The sequence below is a fragment of the Streptomyces sp. NPDC001744 genome (assembly GCF_042892575.1).
Taxonomy (GTDB): Bacteria; Actinomycetota; Actinomycetes; order Streptomycetales; family Streptomycetaceae; genus Streptomyces.
This window is the reverse complement of sequence record NZ_JBIAUG010000001.1, coordinates 230,595-249,655: the sequence shown is the minus strand read 5'-3', so window position 1 is coordinate 249,655 and position 19,061 is coordinate 230,595. Positions and strand designations below refer to the sequence as shown.

Sequence of the window (19,061 nt, the reverse complement as noted above, 5' to 3'; positions counted from 1 at the left end):
TCGCAGAGTGAGCGATTCCGGGGGGAACCATGACGGATGACCTTCCCGATGCGGCCGACCCGGCTCGCCGCACCCGGCGCCAGAAGGCAAGGGCTCGGCTGAGGCTCCATCCGATAACGATCGCCATATGGGGCTTCTTGCTGCTGGTGGTGGTGCTCGGCGTGATCGTCGGGCGCACCCACCACGACACCGGCGAGCCGTGCCCGCCCGCCAAGGTCTGTGGTTTCGTCCGTTGAACCCGCCGAACCGGCCGAGCTCCCACGGACGTCGTCCGGGTCGGGCGTCCGTGCCTCGTTGATCCGCGCTCCCGCGTCGCCCGCCGACTCCACCGGCTTCTCCGGCGCGCCCGCGAACAGGTCCCCGGACAGCCCGAGCCGACGAACCCGCTCCGGCTTGCCGATCACCGCGAACAGGCTGTCCGGCCCCGGCGCTCCCGGGTGGCCCCAAGGCCGGCGAAGAACGTCCGTTCCCCGCCCGCCGAAGCCTCCGACGCCCCGTCACCACCCTGCTCGCCGCCCGCGAGGTCCTGCGTCACGATGCGGTGTGGCTCGGCCCGTGATCGGGCGGGTAAAGCGGTGGTCGTCCGACGGGTTTCCCTGCCACGATCCGGGTGTGACCACATTGTTCCTGATGGTCGGCCTGCCGGGGGCCGGAAAGACCACGCGGGCCCGGCAGCTCGCGGCGGAGCACGGCGCGCTGCGCCTGACGCCCGACGACTGGATGATTCCCCTGTTCGGCGAGGCGGAGGCGGAGGGGAAGCGCGACGTGCTGGAGGGGCGCATGCTCTGGCTCGCCCTGGAGGCGGTCAGGCTGGGCACCAGTGTCGTCGTGGACTTCGGCTGCTGGTCACGGGACGAACGGTCCGCGATCCGTTGGCTGGTGGAGGCCGAGGAGGCGTGCTTCCGCATGGTCTACCTGCCGGTGGACGACGAGACCCAACGCGCCCGTATCGCCCGTCGCCGGGCGACCGCCCCGGAAGGGACGTTGCCGGTGTCCGAGGCCGACATCCTGTACGGGCGGGCGCACTTCGAGGAGCCCGACGCGGCGGAGCTGGAGGGTCGCAGGGCCGTCGGCCCGCCGCCCGGCCGGGCGGGCTGGCGGGAGTGGGCCGCCGACCGGTGGCCGTCGTTCGCGTGACCACCGCGGCCCAGGGCGACCCGGCCGTACCGGACGCGCCCGCACCAGACCGAAACGATCCGCCGGACACGCCCTAGTAGAAGCGGTGTCCCACGGCTTCGAGCAGGGCGACGGCGCCGACGTTGGCCAGGGCCGCCGCGAGGAGGTACCCGACGGGCGCCCGGACCCCGGTGCCGGACGGTGAGGCCAGGGTGTCGGTCGTGCTGGTCCGCCACCACACGAAGGCCGCGAGCAGGACGCCGGCGACCGGAAGCAGGACGGCCATGCCCGTGAAGTGCGGAACGGCCCCGCCGATCGCGATGATCCCGCAGACACCGAACAGCACCCCGCGCCCGTCGAAGCGGACGCCGGTACGGCCCGGCCGGTCGTGCACCAGGGTCGCCACTCCGACCAGGGCGATCACCGCGAAGGGGATTCCGGCGAACAGGCACCCCCGCCAGCCCACGTCCACCGGGAACAGCCAGAACGCCAGCAGGCCGAGCGCCGGACCGCCGCCCGCGATCGCGACGTAGGTCCCGAACGCCGTGCGGCGTTCCCCCGGGTCGGTGAAGGAGGCGGACACCAGGACCGGCGCGGACGACGAGACCAGCGCGGCGAAGGCGCCCTGCAGGGCACGGCCCGTGGTCCACACGCCGGACGAGGGCGCCAGGCCGCCGAGGACGGCGGCCGCCGCGAACCCCGCCAGACCGACCACCAGCGTTCTCCTGCCGCCCAGGAGGCTCGTGACGCGGGCGCCGAACAGCAGCAGGACGACGAAGGCCAGCGTGTAGGCGAGGGGCATGACCTGCAGGTGGACGGTGGAGGACACCTTCATGCCGTAGCGGGGGAGCGCCAGGTCGTTGTCGGCTCCCCTCCACATCATCGCCGTGTTGGAGAACGCCGCGTCGAACAGCACGACCAGCTGGGCCAGCGCGAGGGCCACCAGGCCCCACCAGCGCCGGGGAAGGGGGGCCTCCGGGTCCGGGCCGGGGAGGTGGGCGGGGGCCGTCGGGACGTACGCGGGCGGCGGGGGTGCCGTCCGGACGGGCCGGCCTCGGTCGGCCGGCCGCGCGGTGACGGCCTCGGCGGGCGTGGCGACGGCGTCGGCGGGCGCGGTGGGGGCGGGTACGGCGGGGGCGTAGTCCAGCAGGTGGGCGGCGCGGCGGCCCAGCTGGGCCAGTACCGTCCCCGGCAGCCACTCGCCGTCCTGGTCGCCCTCCGTGTACGCGGCCACCTCCCGGGGGGTGGGCCGCTCGGCCGGGTTCTTGCGCAGGCACGCGCGGACGAGTTCGACGAGCGAGTCCGGTACGCCGGTCAGGTCCGCCTCCTCCTCGGCGATCCGGAAGAGGTGCGCGTTCAGGCCGCTGTCCGTGGCGCCGAAGAGGAGGCGGCCGGTGGCGGCGTAGACGAGGAGGGCGCCCAGGCAGAACACGTCGGACGCCGGGGTGAGTTCGAGGCCGCGCACCTGTTCCGGCGACATGAAGCCGGGCGACCCGATCAGCATGCCGGTACGGGTGTGCAGACTGTCCCCGGCCAGGCTGTCCATCGCCCGCGCGATGCCGAAGTCGATGACGCGGGGGCCGTCCACGGTGACCAGCACGTTGGACGGCTTGAGGTCACGGTGGATCAGCCCCGCCCCGTGCACGGCCTCCAGGGCGAGGGCGAGGCGGTTGGCGAGGGTGCGGACGGACCGCTCGGGCAGCGGCCCGAAGTCCCGTGCCACGACGGTGGTCAGGTCGGGCCCGGGGATGTACTGGGTCGCCACCCACGGCACGGCGGCCTCGGTGTCGGCGTCCAGGACGTCCGCCGTCCAGGCCCCGCCCACCCGCCGGGCGGCGGCCACCTCGCGGGCGAACCGCCTGCGGAACTCCGGGTGCTGGGCGTGTTCGGCCTGGACGACCTTGACCGCGACCGTACGCCCCAGGTCGGAACGGCCCAGGTAGACCAGGCCCATCCCGCCCGCGCCGAGGCGTGCGATCAGGCGGTACGGACCTATGGACGAGGGGTCTTCCCCTGTCAGCTGTTCCACTGCGCTGTTCCCCCTGGATGGCTGCGGAGGCCCCACGGTAGAACAGGGGCCGATGCCACCGGAACGGATTGCCGGGGAGAAGCGGGCGGGTCGGGCCGGCCCGGCGGCGGTCCCGCCGGGCCGGCCCGCCGTCACACTCCCGAGACGAACGCGGCCCAGGCCGCCGGGGAGACCTCGAAGGAGGGGAGGCCGGTGTCCTTGGAATCGCGCACGTGGACGGTGTGGGGGCAGGTGGCGACCTCGACGCAGTTGCCGCCCTGCTCGCTGCTGTACGAGGACTTCACCCAGGTGACGGCGACCTCGACGCAGGCACCGCCTTGTTCGCTGCTGTAGGAGGACTTGATCCAGTGGAGATCGGTGCTCATAGCTCTCGTGCCACCTGTTCGATGCGTCGTGCGGATTCCTCCGGAGTGTAGGCCTGTGCCCGCAACGCGCTGTAGCGGGCGAAGACGTCTCCCACGTCCGGCTGCTCGCTGAGAAAGTACCTTCCGCCCTGTCCTTCGACGTAGACGAGTTGACTCCGGCGCCCCTCAGTTTCGAGGAGGATGAAGGGGCCGCTGAGCCCGGCATGGGTCTTCGGTCTCTCCGGCATCACCTGGATCTCGACGTTGCGCAGACCGGTCATGTCGAGAATGCGGAGGAGGTTCTTCCGGAGGACGTCCTCCCCGCCGAGCGGCTTGGTCAGTGCGGCCTGTTCCAGGACGAAGGTGACCAGCGGCTGGGGTTTGCGGAAGAACAGTTCCTGCCGATTGAGCCGTGCGGCGACACCCGCCTCTATCTCCTCGTCCTCCAGCGGCGGGACCGCCGAGTTGAAGACGGCCCGCGCGTAGTCACTCGTCTGGAGAAGCCCGGGAATCAGATGGTTCTCGTACCAGTGGATGCCCGCAGCCCTCGCCTCCTCCCACAAGTAGTCCTCGAACCACGCCGCGACACCGCTCGCCGTCACCTCCTCCGCCACCGCCAGAAGTGCACCTTGTGCACGCGTCATCTCGTCGGCGATGACGACGAAGTTGCCCTTCGCGCGGCGCTCTCCGCGCTCGATCATCGCCACCTGTGACTTGGAATATCCGGTCTCCCGGCCCAGTGCCTCCTGCGAGACGCCCGCGCGCTCGCGGTGGAAGCGCAGGAGGGCGCCGAACGCCTTCGAGGCTCCCGGGGCCTTCTTCTTCTCGTGGTTCACACCCGACCTCCCGAGTGCACAGTCCCGCACAACCCGACTGTGTCGCTGGTCACAGGAGACCACGGCCGGAAGGCTGGTCGCATGAATCTGCGCAAGACGCTTGACATCAAGCCCACTTGGGTCCCCCTGAATGGGCACGCCCTCCGGCACGCGGGTGTGCACTTCGACGCCGTGCGGATCGGCGGGTTCCTCGGTGAGGACGTGGCGTACCGCCTGATGGCGTTCACGGACTTCCGGGCGGGGCCGATCGTCCGGGAGGCGAAGGGGGCGCGGAACCTGTACTTCCTGGTTCCGCCGCGCACGGCGGCGGAGTACGCGTGGCCGGCGCCGGTGCGGGCGCTCGGCGGTGGCGGCGGGAGCGAGGCGTACGTGGGGATTCCGGCGCTGCACGGGGCGACGTGGCCGCTGGACTGGCGTTCACGGCCGACGCTCGAAGATCCGTTCGTGGAAACGGAGTTGTTGCATCAACTGGTGAAAAGTGCTGTACGGTAATCGCATCGTCACGCTCTGTGAAAAGAGCGACCCCCGAGGGTGCTGGCACACGCCTCGGGGGCCTTCACTTCTGGCCCCCATAGAAAGACCAGAAATGTTTCGTCATGTTATCGCTCCTGTCCGTTCGTACACCAAGGCCGCGAACGAAGTCGTACGCCACCGGCGCCTGAACAGCGACGCCAAGGTCCTCCTCCTCTACGTGCAGGGCCTCCCCGAGGCCGAGGCGGACAAGTCGCTCGGGGAACACGCGGACGACCTGGGGATGCGGCCCCGGGAGTACCAGCGGGCGAAGAAGGCGCTGGCGGCCGGCGGGTACCTGTACGAGTGGAAGACGCAGGACCACCGGGGCCACTGGAGCACCTCCCAGTTCCTCTCCAACATCACCCTCACGCGTGAAGAGGCGGCGGCGCTCCGGAACGGCGTACCGGCACGGGAGGGGGAGGGGACCGGCGGACCGAGTGGTGCGAACCCGGCGGTCGGTTCCCCGAGGGCGCGGTCGGTCGGTGGCCTTCCTCCAGGAGACGAAGACTGGGGGAAGACCTTCTCCCACCCACCCACCGAAGAGCCGTCGGCCGAAGAGCCGTCGGCCGAAGAGCCGCCGATCGAGGAGCCGTCGGCCGAAGAGCCACCGGTCGAGAAGCCACCGGTCGAGAAGCCGTCGGTCGAGGAGCCGTCGGTCGAGGAGCCGTCGGTCGAGGAGCCGTCGGCCGGGCCCGAAGTGGAAACAGCGGAGCGCCTGTTGCTCTCCCTCCGGCACGAGAGCCGGGAGCTGCTGCTCGGCGTCCGGGAGGCCCGGGGGCTCGCCGGGGCGGCGGCGGAGTGGCTGCGGCGCGGCGTCTCCGTGGCGGAGCTGCGCCACGCCCTGACGGCCCATCTGCCCGCCGGGGGCGTCCGGTCGGCGGCGGGATTCCTGCGCCACCGCCTGACGGAGAAGCTTCCGGCCCCGGTGCCCCGCCCCGAGCGGCCGGAAGGGACGCCCGCCGCTTCCGCCACGGTCCGCGTCCGGAGTGAGATCGTCCTCTGCGAGGGGCCGGGCAGCGACCACACCTTCCGCCGGGTCGGCGACGAGACCCACTGCGGCCCCTGCCGCCGGGAGGCGGCCCGGCGGCAGTACGCCCACCGCCACCCGGAACCGGACGGCAAGCCGGTGTCCTGGCGCGACCGCTTCGGGGAGTACGCCCGTGGGGCCGTCTCCTGAACCGCGCGCCGTCCGCGCCCCGGGACCGTCGGGACCGGCGCCGAGTCGGGGGACCGTCAGGAGCCCCGCAGGGCCCCCGCCCGGCGCACGGCCACGAATCGGTCACGACTCCCGGGGCCCGTACGGGACGTGTGCCTCCGCACCGCAGGATGAACGGCATGCGCCGTGACCCCGCCCGTACCGCCGCCACCGCCGCCGTCCTCCTGCTCGCCGTCCTCCTCGGCGGCTGCGCCGACCCCGCCGACGACCCGCGCGTCTCCGGCGGGCCGCGTGCCTCCGGTACGCCCGGTGGCGGGGGCATGCGGTACTGCCCGGGCCCCGAGGAGCCGCCGCTCCCCACGCCCGTGCCGTGCGTCTCCCAGGACCCCGCCCAGAAGTACGCGGAGAACCACGCCTACCGGCGCGAACAGGAGCTCACCGCCGAGGAGCGGGCCGGGGCGCGGGAGAAGGCGGACGCGCTCGGCAGGGCCCTGAAGGGTCTGGTGGGGAAGCCGGGCGGGGAGGCCGACGTGCGTGCCGCCGCCGCTGCCGCGCTCGGACTCGCGCCTGGGGACCTCGAGTACCGGCAGGGCGCCTCCGGCAAGGTCCTCCGGAACGTCCTCGTCGGTGGCGGCCGCGGCAAGGTCTGCGTCAACGGCGGCATCGGTGACACGGGCGACGTCACCGCGGAGGTCGCCGGCCGCACCATGGACGGCACCTGCCTGCCGGGGCTGGGCGGCCACTGACCGCACGCGGTACGGCGGCCCGCCCCCGGAGGGACGGACCGCCGCCACGCGCGTACGGACGGGGTTACCCCTTGCTCACCGCCGTCAGGATCTCCGGCAGCCGGTCCGCCGCGCGCGGGGCCGCCAGTTTGAGGCCCGCCCGGACCAGGAAGGCGCCGTAGAGGACGCCGGCCGGGAGCAGGAGCCAGAGGAGGGAGTGCCGGTCGGTGAGGTGGCAGTACAGCGCCGCGCCGATCAGCGGGGCGCACAGCAGCGCGGCCGCGAACATGCCGCCGAAGATCGAGATCCAGGCCAGCCCCGCCTGCCCCGGAGCCACGTTCTTGTAGCCGCTGTCCTGGGGGATCGTGTACGGGAAGAGCGCCGAGGCCACCGCGCCCGTCCCCAGCATCGCGCCGAGCAGCCCGAGCGCCAGGCCCAGCGCCTCCGGCAGGCGCGACCAGTCGCCCAGGAAGGCGGTCGTCAGGACCGTGGCGAGGATCGAGTACGGCAGGGTGACGGCGAGCATCGCGAGCGCCCGCGCCCGGAGTTCGGCGTAGGCGTCGGCCTTCGTCGAGATCGTCTGCGCCACCATCCAGAACGCCGACGAGTCCTGGCCGAACTGGTTGTACATCAGCGAGCCGAGCATGCCGGAGGCGAAGCAGGCCCAGTAGATCGAGCCCGCTCCCTGGACCGCGTTGAAGACCGGCACGATCAGGCCGAGGGCCAGCGAGGTCACCCAGGCCGCCTTCGTCTTCGGGTCCCGCCACGCGTACCGCAGGGTGCGCTCCATGGCCGCGCCCGTGCGGCCCGCCGGCAGGACCCGGCCGAGGAACCCCGTACCGCCGTCCTCGCGCCCGGCCGACGGGGCCGCGCCGATCGTGGAGCCGTCCGGCTCGACCATCAGCCGCTCCAGGCTCCGCCGCCACCAGTGCACGAGCGCCGCGAGGCCCGCCGCCGTGATCAGCAGCCGGGCCGCCGCCACCGCGTACGAGCCCTCGCTCGCCGCCTCCACCGCGCCGATCGCCGAGGCGGGCGGCAGCCAGCCGACGACGGACACGGCCGGCGCGATCGAGTCGAGGCCGCCGGGCTGCCCGAGGCGCTGGGCGGCGAAGTTCACGACCTGCATGCCGACCGCGATGACCAGGCCGCTCAGCAGTGCCAGATCGCGCCCCTTGCGGGAGGTGAGGAGGCGGATGTTGGCGGCGGCCACGGCCCGCGACAGCGCCACGCACGCGACCGTCACCAGCGGTACGGCGATCACGGCGGCGACCGTTCCGGCCGCGCCGTGCGCCACGGACAGCGCCGCCCCGAACACCACGAAGAGGGTCAGCACGGGGCCGATGCCCACCAGCGAGGCCACCAGCAGGGCCCGGATCAGCGGGCGCGGCAGGAGGGGCAGCATCACCAGGCGCGACGGGTCCAGGGTCTCGTCGCCACTCGGCACGAACAGCGGCACCATCGCCCACGCGAGCGCGAAGATCCCGGTGAGGAGCACCGCGACCGTGCCGGCGGCGGTGCTGCCCCGGAGCGCGACGAAGGCGAGCACGATCCCCGCCGCGAGGAGCAGGGCGAAGACGCCGGAGGCGACGTACGCGGTGGTCCGGCCGCCCGACTGCCGCAGCCCGTTGCGCAGGAGGGAGAGCTTGAGCCGTACGAAGACGGAGGTGAGGGAGGGGGCGTCCCCGGAGGGCGCGGCGGGGACGGGAGCGGGGGCGGGGGACGTCGGGGTGGTGGGGGCGCTCATCACCGGGCCCCGTCCGTCGTGTCCGTGTCCGTACCCGTACCTGTAGCCGTACCCCTAGTCGTACTCGCGCCCGCGCCCGCGCCCGCGCCCGTGCCCGTGCCCGTACTCGCGCCCGCGTCCGCCGTGCCCGTGCCGTCCCCGGTGCTTCCCGTACGGCCGCCACCGCTGCCGCCGCCACCACCCAGCCAGTCCAGGGAGTCCCCCGCCGCGTCGCGCCCGTTCGCGCCCACCAGTTCCAGGAACGCCGCCTGGAGCGAGGGCGCGGTGCCGCGCACCTCGGCCAGGGGGCCCTGGGCCCGGATGCGGCCCGCCGCCATCACGGCGACCCAGTCGCAGAGCGACTCGACCAGCTCCATGACGTGACTGGAGAAGACGACGGTCGCGCCGGACGCGGTGTAGCGCTCCAGGACGCCCCGGATGGTCTGCGCGGAGACCGGGTCGACGCCCTCGAAGGGCTCGTCGAGGAAGAGGACCTCGGGGTTGTGCAGGAGCGCCGCCGCGAGCCCGATCTTCTTCCGCATGCCGGTCGAGTAGTCCACCACCAGCTTGTGCTGCGAGCCGGACAGGCCGAGCACGTCCAGGAGCTGGGCGGCGCGCTTGTCCACCTCGGCGCCCGGAAGCCCCCGCAGGCGGCCGGTGTAGGCGAGGAGTTCGCGGCCCGACAGGCGCTCGAAGAGCCGCAGGCCCTCCGGGAGGATGCCGATGCGGGCCTTGACCCGGGCCACCGATTCGGGACCGGCCCACACGTCGTGCCCGGCGACCAGGACGCGTCCCGTGTCGGGCCGCAGCAGGCCGGTGATCATGGAGAGGGTGGTGGTCTTCCCCGCCCCGTTGGGGCCCACGAGCCCGATGAACTTCCCGGCGGGCAGGACGAGATCGATCCCGTGCACCGCCACCTGCTCGCCGAAGCGCTTCCACAGCCCCTCGACGCGCACCGCGGGCTCCCCGCCGTCCCCCCGCGCGGTGTCCGCCGTCCCGAACGCTTTCCCGGATGCCTGGTCGGGCATGTTCCGTCAACCCCTCGTTCGTCCCCGTGACTTACGGGCCCCACCCTAAGGGCGGCCCTTCCGGGGGCCTCGGGGGCCTCGGGGGCCTCGGGATCTCGGGATCTCGGGATCTCGTAGGCTCCGGGAACTTCGGGGACTCCGGAGGCCGGACGGCCCCGGACCCGGGACCGAAAAACGGTCTCTCCCGTTCCTCTTCCCTTGCGGGGCAAGGAAGTTGGAGGATGCGCCCATGAGTGAACCTGCGGCCGAGCCGCCCGCCGACGCGGCGATCGCGTACCTCACGGCGCTCCAGGGGAGACTGGCGGCCGACGGCTGCACGGTGATCCCGACGCGCTGGAACGGACGCCAGGTGGTCACCGGCTTCCGTGCCGACCGCAAGGCCCGCTGGTTCGGGACGAAGGCCGAGCTGTCCGTCTTCGCGGCCGCCGTCCCCGTGATCGACGCGGCCGTCCTGGCGGAGTTCACCGAGTGGTCCATGCGCTACGCCAAGAGCCTGCGCGGAGGCATACCCGGTGCCCGCAACGCGGCCCTGGTGCTCCCCGCCCTGGTGAGCGCGCGGGTCCGGCCCGAGGCGGCCCGGTGGGCCGCCCAGGACGCCCGGCTCCTCGACGCGACGCTGATCGGCCGCCCCCTCGCGGTCGAGACCGCCCCCGACGCCGTACGGACCACGATGTACCGGGGCCGGACCGCCTGGGGCGGCATGTTCACGGGCCACGTGCTGGAGAAGGCCGCCCTGTACTTCCCGTGAGGCCCCGGCGGGCCCCCGGGGCGGGGCCGGCCGGCGGGGGCGCGCCGACCGGCGGACCCGCCCGGGTCCGGGACCGGGTTCGGGTCCGGGTTGGGGACCGGGTCCGGGTTGGGGACCGGGTCCGAGACCGGGCGGCCCCCGGGTCACCGCGTGCGGGACCTCGTCTCCGCCGCCTCCCGCCCGCACGCGTACGCGAGGGCGCTGATCAGCTCCTCCGCGTCGGGCAGCCAGCGGTTCGCCGGGGTGGGGCGGTGCGCCCACTGCACGGCGCCCCGGCCGCCCACCCGGGTGGGCGGGGCCGCCACGTAGTGCCCCTCGCCGCGCGTGGTGAGGTCGAGGGAGGCCGGGACCCAGCCAAGCCCGCGGACCAGGTCCGGGACCTTGGCGGCGGCACCGGGCAGGACGAAGAAGTACATCCGGCGGTCCGGGGAGCGGGTCACCGGACCGAGCCCCAGCTCCATGCGCTCCATGCGGGCGAGCGCGAGGAAGCCCGCCGACTCGGGGACCTCGATCGCGTCGAAGGAGCGGCCCGTCGGCAGCAGGATCGCGGCCCCGGGGTGCTTCGACCACATCCGCCGGGCGCCCGCGCCGCTGCCGGTCGCCAGGGTCGACCAGTCGGGCCGGACCGCGTGGGCGCCGGGCAGGGCGCAGTCGTCCGCGCCGCACGAGCAGCGCTCCCGGCCCTCGGCGGCCTCCAGCCAGGTGCCGGGGAACACGTCCCAGTGCCTCTCTTCCGCGTACCGCACGGCACTGTCCAGCAGCGTCTCGCCGCGCTGCTGGGGGATCTGGGGGGCCTGTACGGCTTCCGTGACTCCGAAGGTCTTTTCCACGATGAACACAACTTCTCCCGCCATCCGGGGTTACGGGCGCGGCGGAGGAGCGGGGCGGGGCGACGGCTCCGCACACGGGGCGCACCGGTGCACGGGCGGGGGCGCGCGGAGGGGGCGGAGAGGCGGGGCGGGTACGCACCGGTGGGGGCGTCGGAGAGGGCCCGTGGCCGGCGTGTCCGGTTTCGCGTGTTCGCATCGGCATTGACCGGATATTCGCCGGGCAGTGATCCCTTCTCATCGATCGCCGCACGGCTTCAGGGAGTACTCATGGCAGCCAGGCCACTCATTCCGCGCCAGGTCAACGAACGGCTCCAGGCGCTCATCCAGGAGGCGGGCTGCTCCAACGCCGGCCTCGCCCGCAGGGTCAACACGGTCGGCGCGGAGCGCGGCCTCGACCTGCGGTACGACAAGACGTCCGTGGCGCGCTGGCTGCGCGGGCAGCAGCCACGCGGCCGGGCGCCCGGGATCGTCGCGGAGGCGCTCAGCCGCAAGCTGGGACGCACGGTCACGGTCGACGAGGTCGGCATGGCCGGCGGCCGGAACCTCGCGGCGGGCGTGGGCCTCCGGTTCGCGCCGACCGTGCCCGGGGCGATCGAGCAGGTCTGCGAACTGTGGCGCAGCGACGTGGGGAACCGGGACTTCCTGTCCGGCTCGGCGGTGGTCTCCTCCGCCCTGGTCGAACCGAGCCGGGACTGGCTGATCACCGGCCCGGACAGCCACGTCGCCCGCACCGCGGGCGCCCGCGTCGGCGTCTCGGACGTGGCGGCGGTGCGGGAGACGACGGCCTCCCTGGTGGACCTCGACCGGCGCTTCGGCAGCGGGCACGTGCGCCCGGTGGTGGTCCACTACCTGGACAGCGTGGTGGCGGGGATGCTGTCCGGCTCGTACCGGGAGGCGGTGGGAAGACAGCTCTTCGGGGCGGCCGCCCGGCTGACCGAACTCGCCGGGTACATGGCGGTGGACACGGGGGAACCGGGCCTCGCCCAGCGGTACTACATCCAGGCGCTGCGGCTCGCGCAGGCGGCCGGGGACCGGGGGTACGGCGGCTACGTGCTCGCCGCCTCGATGAGCCACCTCGCCGCGCAGCTCGGAAACCCCCGGGAGATCGCCCAGTTGGCGCGGGCGGCGCAGGAGGGGGCGCGCGGGAAGGTGCCGCCCCGGGCGGAGGCGATGTTCCTCGCGGCGGAGGCGCGCGGGCACGCGCTGATGGGCGACGTCCGCGCCTTCGAGGCGGCGGCGGGCGGCGCCGCGCGGGCCCTGGAGCGGGCCGACCCGGAGGCGGGGGACGAGCCCGCGTGGATCACCCACTTCGACGGGGCGTACCTGGCCGACGAGATGGCCCACTGCTACCGGGACCTGGGGCGCGCGCGGGAGGCGGCGCGCGCGGCGGAGGAGTCGATCGCCGGGCATCCGGCGACGCGGACGCGGCGGCGGGCGATCGGCCTCGCCCTCCTCGCCTCGGCGCAGGTCCAGCAGCGGGAGGTGGAGCAGGCGTGCCGGACGGGCGCGCGGGCGCTCGAACTCCTGGGGACGCTGCGCTCGTCGAGGGGCGCGGAGTACCTGGAGGACCTGAAGGAGCGCCTGGAACCGTACGCGGCGGAGCCGGCGGTACGGGAGTTCGGGGTGCGGATGGAGCTGTCCGTGGCGTAGGCGGATCGCCCCGGGGGCGGGGTCGCGGCCGGCGGACGGAGCGTCCGCGGCGACGGCCGTGGGGGTGCGGCCGCCGGGGAACTCCCCGCGCCCGCCCCGCCCTCGGGAGACGCTTGCCGAGAACCAATGCGCACAGGTACAGGTCCCCGGTCGGAGGTAACCTTGATGTAGAAGCAACGGGCGACGGCGGCCGCCCCTCCCGAAAAGGCGCCGTGCGGTACGCGTCGGGGGTTCCGGAAATCCCTGACCGCGAAGGGGGCCGGGGGAATCGTGGCCGCCTCGTGGCGTTGGGTCCTTTCTCCAGCCAAGGTGATCTCCATGGCTAACAAAGAGGCGCAGCATCTGCTCGGCCTGCGGCGAAGCCGTGAGTCAGAGCTCGAGTTCCACGAAGGCACGCGTGAGGAACTGACGGACCTCGTCGCCGAGGTCGACGGGGAAACGGCCGCGCGCATGCGTACGGCAGACGAGCGCGTGAGCGCCGTGAGGTCGCTGAGCGACCCGAATGAAATCGTCGAGTACTACAAGGTGCAGGCGGCCAAGGCGTCGGCGGACGAGATCCTCATGCGCGAGCTGTCGAACAAGTCCCCGGAAGAGCAACAGGCCATCGTGGACCGGTGGCACGGCCTGACGGATTTCGGTACGTGCATCATCTACCACGGCTACAGCTTCGCCGGCCGGGGAGTGCCGTTCAGTATCACGTGGCCCAACTTCAACTGGTGGCCGTACGACTGTAATGACGCGGGGTCCTCCGTCAAGGCATGGGGCGTGAACGTTCTCTGGGAACACTCCTACTACAGGGGCAGGTCCGTCACGCTCGCCGGTTTCCCGTACGCCGAATTCCCCGACCTCAGGGACTTCGGCTTCGACAACCTCACCAGCTCCGTCGTGTGCGTGGGGTGACCGGCCGGCGGGCGAACCCGCACGCGTCCGCCGGCTCCGTGAAGCCGCCCGTCCGCCCGCGTGAACCAGTTGTGTAACCGGTCTCACACGTGTGTGCGGAGCTCCAGGCCCACCCGGTAGCGTGAACCGACGATTCCGTAGGTCCATCAGTAGGAGTCCCGGTGACGCAGAACGGACAGGGTCCGGAGCCGCAATACCCGGCGGTGCCCCCCGCGCACGACGGTGCCCCCGGGGGAGCACGGCCGTGGGACGGCGCCTGGGGCTCCGCCGACGGCCGGCCGGGCGGGCAGCCGCTGCCTCCGGAGGCGGCACCGGGCTCCGCCGACATGCAGTCCACCCAGTACCTCCCGCCGGTCCGGGACCCGCAGCCGGGGTACGGCTACCCGCCCCCGGCCGACGCCGACATGCAGGCGACCCAGCACATCGCGCCGGTGCCGGGCGGGATGCCGCCGGTCCAGGGCTCGCGGCCGGGGTACGGCTACCCGCCCCCGGCCGACGCCGACATGCAGGCCACGCAGCACATCGCGCCGGTGCCGCCGCGGCGGGACGGGGGCGACTCGACCCAGTTCCTGGGCACGGGCTCGCTCCCGCACCAGGGCCGGGGCGGTCACGAGGGCCAAGACGGTCACGGCGGTCACGGTCCCGGCGGCCCCGCCGGGGCCTCGGACGCGACCCGGTACATCACCCCCATACCCCCGGCCGAGCCCGGGGAGCGGCAGCCGCCCGCCGAGTTCGACAGCCTGTTCCGTACGGAGGCCCCCCGCGCCCCGCAGGGCCACCAGGCGCCGCCCCCGGCCCCCGCTCCGTACCAGCAGCCCCCGCAGCACCACTACCAGCAGCCTCCGCAGCACCAGCCGCCGCAGCCCCCGCAGCAGTACGGCTACCAGGACGCCTACTACGACGACGAGGAGCCCGCGCCGCGCCGCAAGTCGCCGGTCGCGCTGATCGCCGCCGTCGTCGTCGGCTGCGCGGCCGTGGGCCTCGGCGCCGGGGCGCTGCTCAGCGGCGGGGGCGAGGAGAAGACCTCCGGGACGGGCGGGAAGCCGGTGGCCGGTTCCGTGGCGCCCTCCACCGGGGGGCGGACCGAGAAGTCGGCGGACCCGGCCGACCCGGCGGAGCCGCAGGCGCGGGAGCTGAGCAGGCTGCTCGCGACCAGCAGCGACAGCCGTGACACGGTGATCAGTTCGGTCGAGTCCATCAAGCAGTGCAAGAACCTGGACAAGGCCGCCTCGGACCTCCGGGGCGCCGCCGAGCAGCGCCGGAGCCTGGTCACCAAGCTCCAGTCGCTGTCGGTCGACAAGATCCCGGACAACACCACCCTGACCGCCGCGCTCACCGAGGCGTGGAAGGCGTCGGCCGCCGCCGACGACCACTACGCGGCCTGGGCCGACCAGATGAAGTCGGACAAGGCGTGCAAGGGCGGCAAGGCCCGCTCCACCAACCAGCTCTCCGCGGCGAACGCCAAGAGCGGCGAGGCGACCCGGGCCAAGCGCAGGGCGTCCGGGCTGTGGAACCCGACCGCCGAGAAGTACGGACTGGAGAAGCGGTCCCCCACCCAGCTCTGAGCGCCGCCCCGCCGGTCGGGGCGGAGGCCGGCGGACCGGGACGGGCGGACCGGCTCGTCCGGCTCCGCCCCGGTGCGCCGGGGGTCTCGTCGTGCGGGTCAGGCGAGGGAGGTGAACTTGGTGCCCTCACCGGTGTACAGGGGCGTCGCCTGGCGGGTGAACACCGAGCTCCACACGCCCGTCGAGCGGTAGACGTACGTGCCGGTCGCCCCGTACGCGACCAGGTCGGGGCGGCCGTCGTTGTCGAGGTCGCCCGCGCCGACGAGCTGGGAGAAGGCGTTCCAGCCGCCGCCGACGCGGATGCGGGGGGCGAAGGTGCCGTCGCCCTTGCCGAGGTAGAGCCAGAGGACGCCGTCCTTGTCACGGGCGACGAGGTCGCCCGCGGACGCGCCCGCGATGTCGCCGGTGGCGGTGATCTGGTTGTACGCCCCCCAGCCGCCGCCGACCCTGACGCGGGGCGCGAAGGGCGCGGACCAGTTGCCGGTGCCCTTGTAGAGCCAGAGGACGCCGGCGGTGTCGGTGGCGAGGAGGTCGGACCGGCCGTCGCCGTTCAGGTCGCTGCCGCCGGTGATCTTGTTGTAGGCGCCCCAGCCGCCGCCGATCCGGGTGCGGGGCGCGAAGGTGCCGTCGCCCTTGCCGAGGTAGCTCCAGAGGACGCCGGAGCCGTCGAGGCCGACCAGGTCGCCGTGGACGGCGCCGCCGGTGTTCCCGACGGCCTCGATCTGCTGGTACGCGTTCCAGCCGGAGCCGACCGGGCTCCGCCGGGCCGTCTTGACCTGCCCGTTCACCGGCCGGTCGCGCAGGTCGTCACGCCACAGCACGCCGGCGGCGTCCCGGGCGAGGAGGTCGGTGGAGCCGTTGTTCGTGAAGTCGTGCGGGTTGGGCGTCCGGCCGAGTTCCATGCGCCGGGTGTCCCGGACGGTCTCGCCGATGCCGTCGACCTGCGTGGCCTCCATCGCGACCGTGTACGTGCCGTTCGGCGCGTCGTCGGTGTGGGGTGTGTCGGGTCCGAAGACCTCGCCGGCCCAGTCGAAGGAGAAGCGGGAGGTGCCGTTCGTGACGGGACCGAGGTGCTGGCGGAAGACCTTGCCCGTCGCCGTGTGGGTGAGCGTCACGTCCACGGTGGCGTCGGGGCGCGACAGCGTCCACCCCAGCGCCACCTTTCCGCCGCTCCTGTCGAGGTCGACCGTCGCGGGGACGTGCGACTGCACGACGGCCGGCGGGGCGCCGAGATCCATGTCCGCGATCCTGGTGACGGCCAGGTCGCCGTTCTCCGCGTTCCCCAGCCGGAACAGGCCGCGGGTGCCGTCGGGCCGCTCGCCGCTGACCACGGAAGTGCCGTCGCCCGCGGCCGCCAGACCGGTCGTACCGGACGCGTTGGTGACGGGGCGGCTGTCGCCGGAGGACAGGGAGTAGGCCCTGACGCCCGCCCCCGGGTTCCCGAGGATCAGCCAGTCACCCGCGAGCGCGGTGAGGTCGGTCTCCGCGGAACTGAGGATCTTCGTGGTCCGCGTCGGATTCGGGCCGCGCGAGACCGCCGTGAGGGTGATCGCGGTGCCCTTGCGCTCGTACCAGCCCACGTACGACTCGGAGAACAGCAGGTGGCTGAAGTCGATGCCGCCCTCGAGGGCGCCGTACGTGAGGACGACGGTTCGGGAGGCGAGGTCGATGACGGACCGGCCGCCGGCCGTCGGGTCGCTCTTGCCGGCCATGTGGCCGACGAGGACCTGCCCGTTCACGATCGGCGCGTCGCTCCAGAAGTGCTGGGCGTGGGCGGGCAGGCCGGTCACCGGCTCGGTGTCGAGCGCGGCGCCGTTCCTGGTCACCACGAGCAGCTCCGCCTCGCCGTCACCCTTCTGCACCTGCGCGAGGACGCTCGTCGGGCCGAGGACGGTCACGTAGGAGGCGTTCAGGGAGGAGAGGTCGATGGTCACGCCCGGGGCGGCCGGGTCGGCCATGTTCCGCAGGGTGACCGCGCGCATGTCACGGGCGGACGGCGTGTCGCCGACGACGAGCACGTCGCCGCCGGCCGAGGCCCACCCGCCGTCGGCCGGTACCGTGACCGGGGTCGGCGTCCCGCCGTCGTACGGGGTCCAGAGCAGTGTCGAGGCGTCGGCGCCGGACGGGAACCGGTCGTGCGTGAGGAAGCCCGAGGGACCGGTGGCCAGGACCTGGGCGCCCGTCGGGAAGACGGGCAGGGCACCGGTCTCGGCGGCCGCCCGGACGGCGGGTGCCGCGAAGACCGCCGGTGCCGTCGCCAGGGTGCCCGCGCCGAGGGCCGTGACGGCGAGGACCGCCGTGACGGCCGGGGCGAGACGGGTGCGGGTGGTGCGGAATGGCAAAGTGAACCCCTCTGAGGACGGTGGGCACGGGAGTGCCGCGCCCGATCGGACTCGTGGGCGGGGGGAATGGTTGTGCGAGGATGCGGCTTCTTCCTGAACGCACCTGAACGCACCTGAGCGGGTACCGGCGGTGATCACCGTTCGGTGCGGCGGAAGGCGTCGCGGGGAGTATCCCCGGCCCCCCCCGCGAGACGGGAAGGGAGCTCAGGAGGCGCCGAGGACGGTCGCGCCGACGTCGACGAAGCCGGGCCGCTGCGCCACGAGGCGCCCCTGCCGGACCACCTGGAAGGTCACCTCGTGGTTGACGATCCGGGGGAAGCCCGGGGCGCCGAGCAGGTCCTCGTACTTCCAGCGCAGGGTGGGGGTGAGGCCCCCGGTGTCGATCCGTTCGCCCCGGTCGAGGGCGCGGGAGACGTGCTCGGCCGTGACGCGGTCCCGGTCCAGGCCCTCGACGACCTCCTTGAGGACCGTGTAGGCGATCCAGGTGGTCTGGACGCCCGGGTCGGCCGGATCGACCCGGTTGTCCACGAACGCGTGCTCCTTCACGACCTCGCGCATCGGCGCCCATCTCCGGTCGTCCGCCTCCGGGTACCAGCCGGTGACGAGCGCGCCCTCGAAGGGGCCGCGGGCGCCCCCGGTGCTGTCGATCACGGGCTGGCCGACGCTGCCGAGGATCGAGGAGATCCGCACGTCACCGCCCCTCGCGCGCTCCTCCTCGGGGAGGCGGCGGAAGGAGTCGAAGAAGATCTGGGTGCGTTCGCCGAGCACGGCGGTCACGCAGCCCCTCCCGTCCCCGTCCCCGCCCCCGGCCGCGGCGCGGGCCCGCCCGGCCTGCCGGGTGTACTCGGCGGCGTCCTCGGCGGCCGGGATGTCGACGGCGCCGCGGTGGCGCGCCCCGCGCAGCCCGGCGTCGAGCAGGTCGGGGAACCTGTCCCCGGCGAGGGTGTCGGGCCGGACGAGGGAGACCTTGTCGCAGACCTCCGCCAGCTGCCGGCCGTGTCCCGCGACGAGGGTGGCCTGACCGCCGTTGACGGGGTACGAGAGCGGGCTGGTGAACTCGTCCTCCGTGATGCCGTACCCGCCGATGTACGGGATTCCGGCCGCTTCGAGGGGGGCCATGAAGGCCCGGCCGTTCTGGCTGTACGAGCCGACGACGGCGACCGCGTTCTCGCGGACGGCCCGGCGGGCGCAGGCGGCGGCCCCCGCGGAGGTGTTCTGCTCGTTGCAGGTGAGGACGCGCAGCTCGTGGCCGTCGATGCCGCCGCGGGAGTTGACCCACCGGGCGTACGCCTGCGCCATGGCGGGCATGCCGGGCATGTTGGTCGCCCGGGTCCGGTCGGGGGCCCAGGTCATCACGGTGACGGGCTCCCTGGAGCCCCCCGTGGCGCCGGGGAGCACGCCGCACCCGGTGAGCAGCGACGCCCCGGTCGCCGCGGCCGTGACGTACGCGAGAAGTGGGGTCAGTCGCCTGCCGCTCATGGACGCCCACGCTCCCGTCCCGCCCGTAACGCGGAAGGGGGTGAGGGTTGACGCTGCGTGACGAGGGGGTGAACAGC

17 protein-coding genes are annotated in these 19,061 nt (G+C 73.7%); 9 read left to right on the top strand and 8 right to left on the bottom strand.

Features of this window, described 5'->3' with window-relative positions:
• Positions 1–29: 29 nt before the first annotated feature.
• A complete protein-coding gene (locus ACFYZY_RS01290) occupies positions 30–236 on the top strand; it encodes a hypothetical protein (RefSeq protein WP_388688376.1) in 207 nt (68 codons plus the stop codon).
• A gap of 376 nt (positions 237–612) precedes the next feature.
• Positions 613–1,137 carry an AAA family ATPase gene (locus ACFYZY_RS01285; protein ID WP_388688373.1) on the top strand — a complete coding sequence of 175 codons (525 nt, stop codon included), beginning with the start codon at positions 613–615 and terminating at the stop codon, positions 1,135–1,137.
• Between the two features lie 73 nt (positions 1,138–1,210).
• Here the strand turns inward: ACFYZY_RS01285 and ACFYZY_RS01280 are convergent, their stop codons facing one another.
• The 3 genes from ACFYZY_RS01280 to ACFYZY_RS01270 all read right to left on the bottom strand — a co-directional run bounded on the left by ACFYZY_RS01280 (position 1,211) and on the right by ACFYZY_RS01270 (position 4,325).
• Entirely contained in the window at positions 1,211–3,145 is a 1,935-nt protein-coding gene (locus ACFYZY_RS01280) for an MFS transporter (RefSeq protein ID WP_388688371.1), read from the bottom strand.
• Positions 3,146–3,276: 131 nt separating this feature from the next.
• Positions 3,277–3,510 carry a DUF397 domain-containing protein gene (locus ACFYZY_RS01275; protein WP_388688369.1) on the bottom strand — a complete coding sequence of 78 codons (234 nt, stop codon included), beginning with the start codon at positions 3,508–3,510 and terminating at the stop codon, positions 3,277–3,279.
• Positions 3,507–4,325 (bottom strand): helix-turn-helix domain-containing protein, encoded by an 819-nt coding sequence (locus ACFYZY_RS01270; RefSeq protein WP_388688366.1) that lies wholly within the window; start codon positions 4,323–4,325, stop codon positions 3,507–3,509. Before ACFYZY_RS01270 ends, ACFYZY_RS01275 begins: the two co-directional genes overlap by 4 nt.
• 81 nt (positions 4,326–4,406) lie before the next feature.
• Here ACFYZY_RS01270 and ACFYZY_RS01265 point away from each other — a divergent pair, with 81 nt between their 5' ends.
• The 3 genes from ACFYZY_RS01265 to ACFYZY_RS01255 all read left to right on the top strand — a co-directional run bounded on the left by ACFYZY_RS01265 (position 4,407) and on the right by ACFYZY_RS01255 (position 6,740).
• A complete protein-coding gene (locus ACFYZY_RS01265) occupies positions 4,407–4,817 on the top strand; it encodes a hypothetical protein (protein WP_388688363.1) in 411 nt (136 codons plus the stop codon).
• Positions 4,818–4,911: 94 nt separating this feature from the next.
• Positions 4,912–6,015 (top strand): hypothetical protein, encoded by a 1,104-nt coding sequence (locus tag ACFYZY_RS01260; RefSeq protein ID WP_388688360.1) that lies wholly within the window; start codon positions 4,912–4,914, stop codon positions 6,013–6,015.
• A gap of 158 nt (positions 6,016–6,173) precedes the next feature.
• On the top strand, positions 6,174–6,740 hold the full coding sequence (locus ACFYZY_RS01255; RefSeq protein ID WP_388688357.1) for a precorrin-3B C(17)-methyltransferase: 567 nt from the start codon (positions 6,174–6,176) through the stop codon (positions 6,738–6,740).
• Positions 6,741–6,804: 64 nt separating this feature from the next.
• Here the strand turns inward: ACFYZY_RS01255 and ACFYZY_RS01250 are convergent, their stop codons facing one another.
• Both ACFYZY_RS01250 and ACFYZY_RS01245 read right to left on the bottom strand, forming a co-directional pair.
• Positions 6,805–8,463, bottom strand: coding sequence for a transporter (locus tag ACFYZY_RS01250; protein ID WP_388688355.1), 1,659 nt, complete (start codon positions 8,461–8,463; stop codon positions 6,805–6,807).
• Positions 8,463–9,470 carry an ABC transporter ATP-binding protein gene (locus ACFYZY_RS01245; protein WP_388688352.1) on the bottom strand — a complete coding sequence of 336 codons (1,008 nt, stop codon included), beginning with the start codon at positions 9,468–9,470 and terminating at the stop codon, positions 8,463–8,465. The genes ACFYZY_RS01250 and ACFYZY_RS01245 overlap by 1 nt, the downstream gene beginning before the upstream one ends.
• Positions 9,471–9,699: 229 nt before the next feature.
• On the opposite strand from ACFYZY_RS01245, the gene ACFYZY_RS01240 reads away from it, so the two are divergent.
• Positions 9,700–10,218, top strand: a complete 519-nt coding sequence (locus ACFYZY_RS01240; protein ID WP_388688350.1) for a hypothetical protein — start codon at positions 9,700–9,702, stop codon at positions 10,216–10,218.
• A gap of 143 nt (positions 10,219–10,361) precedes the next feature.
• On the opposite strand, the gene ACFYZY_RS01235 is transcribed toward ACFYZY_RS01240, so the two are convergent.
• Positions 10,362–11,072 carry a bifunctional DNA primase/polymerase gene (locus ACFYZY_RS01235; RefSeq protein WP_388688347.1) on the bottom strand — a complete coding sequence of 237 codons (711 nt, stop codon included), beginning with the start codon at positions 11,070–11,072 and terminating at the stop codon, positions 10,362–10,364.
• Between the two features lie 243 nt (positions 11,073–11,315).
• Between ACFYZY_RS01235 and ACFYZY_RS01230 the strand changes: the two genes are divergently transcribed.
• The 3 genes from ACFYZY_RS01230 to ACFYZY_RS01220 all read left to right on the top strand — a co-directional run bounded on the left by ACFYZY_RS01230 (position 11,316) and on the right by ACFYZY_RS01220 (position 15,163).
• Positions 11,316–12,698 carry a transcriptional regulator gene (locus ACFYZY_RS01230; RefSeq protein ID WP_388688345.1) on the top strand — a complete coding sequence of 461 codons (1,383 nt, stop codon included), beginning with the start codon at positions 11,316–11,318 and terminating at the stop codon, positions 12,696–12,698.
• Between the two features lie 318 nt (positions 12,699–13,016).
• On the top strand, positions 13,017–13,598 hold the full coding sequence (locus tag ACFYZY_RS01225; protein ID WP_388688343.1) for a hypothetical protein: 582 nt from the start codon (positions 13,017–13,019) through the stop codon (positions 13,596–13,598).
• Between the two features lie 161 nt (positions 13,599–13,759).
• Positions 13,760–15,163 carry a hypothetical protein gene (locus ACFYZY_RS01220; RefSeq protein ID WP_388688341.1) on the top strand — a complete coding sequence of 468 codons (1,404 nt, stop codon included), beginning with the start codon at positions 13,760–13,762 and terminating at the stop codon, positions 15,161–15,163.
• 98 nt (positions 15,164–15,261) lie between these two features.
• On the opposite strand, the gene ACFYZY_RS01215 is transcribed toward ACFYZY_RS01220, so the two are convergent.
• Positions 15,262–17,505 (bottom strand): FG-GAP repeat domain-containing protein, encoded by a 2,244-nt coding sequence (locus ACFYZY_RS01215; protein WP_388688338.1) that lies wholly within the window; start codon positions 17,503–17,505, stop codon positions 15,262–15,264.
• A gap of 204 nt (positions 17,506–17,709) precedes the next feature.
• The gene (locus ACFYZY_RS01210; RefSeq protein WP_388688336.1) at positions 17,710–18,984 is read right to left on the bottom strand and encodes an ABC transporter substrate-binding protein; all 1,275 of its coding nucleotides are present in this window, start codon (positions 18,982–18,984) and stop codon (positions 17,710–17,712) included.
• Positions 18,985–19,061: the final 77 nt, after the last annotated feature.

What these genes read in the sequence shown, in the direction of transcription:
- ACFYZY_RS01290 (WP_388688376.1), top strand. Translation starts at nt 30, where the DNA reads ATGACGGATGACCTTCCCGATGCGGCCGACCCGGCTCGCCGCACCCGG.
- ACFYZY_RS01275 (WP_388688369.1), bottom strand. Translation starts at nt 3,510, where the DNA reads ATGAGCACCGATCTCCACTGGATCAAGTCCTCCTACAGCAGCGAACAA.
- ACFYZY_RS01265 (WP_388688363.1), top strand. Translation starts at nt 4,407, where the DNA reads ATGAATCTGCGCAAGACGCTTGACATCAAGCCCACTTGGGTCCCCCTG.
- ACFYZY_RS01260 (WP_388688360.1), top strand. Translation starts at nt 4,912, where the DNA reads ATGTTTCGTCATGTTATCGCTCCTGTCCGTTCGTACACCAAGGCCGCG.
- ACFYZY_RS01255 (WP_388688357.1), top strand. Translation starts at nt 6,174, where the DNA reads ATGCGCCGTGACCCCGCCCGTACCGCCGCCACCGCCGCCGTCCTCCTG.
- ACFYZY_RS01250 (WP_388688355.1), bottom strand. Translation starts at nt 8,463, where the DNA reads ATGAGCGCCCCCACCACCCCGACGTCCCCCGCCCCCGCTCCCGTCCCC.
- ACFYZY_RS01245 (WP_388688352.1), bottom strand. Translation starts at nt 9,470, where the DNA reads ATGCCCGACCAGGCATCCGGGAAAGCGTTCGGGACGGCGGACACCGCG.
- ACFYZY_RS01240 (WP_388688350.1), top strand. Translation starts at nt 9,700, where the DNA reads ATGAGTGAACCTGCGGCCGAGCCGCCCGCCGACGCGGCGATCGCGTAC.
- ACFYZY_RS01235 (WP_388688347.1), bottom strand. Translation starts at nt 11,072, where the DNA reads ATGGCGGGAGAAGTTGTGTTCATCGTGGAAAAGACCTTCGGAGTCACG.
- ACFYZY_RS01230 (WP_388688345.1), top strand. Translation starts at nt 11,316, where the DNA reads ATGGCAGCCAGGCCACTCATTCCGCGCCAGGTCAACGAACGGCTCCAG.
- ACFYZY_RS01225 (WP_388688343.1), top strand. Translation starts at nt 13,017, where the DNA reads ATGGCTAACAAAGAGGCGCAGCATCTGCTCGGCCTGCGGCGAAGCCGT.
- ACFYZY_RS01210 (WP_388688336.1), bottom strand. Translation starts at nt 18,984, where the DNA reads ATGAGCGGCAGGCGACTGACCCCACTTCTCGCGTACGTCACGGCCGCG.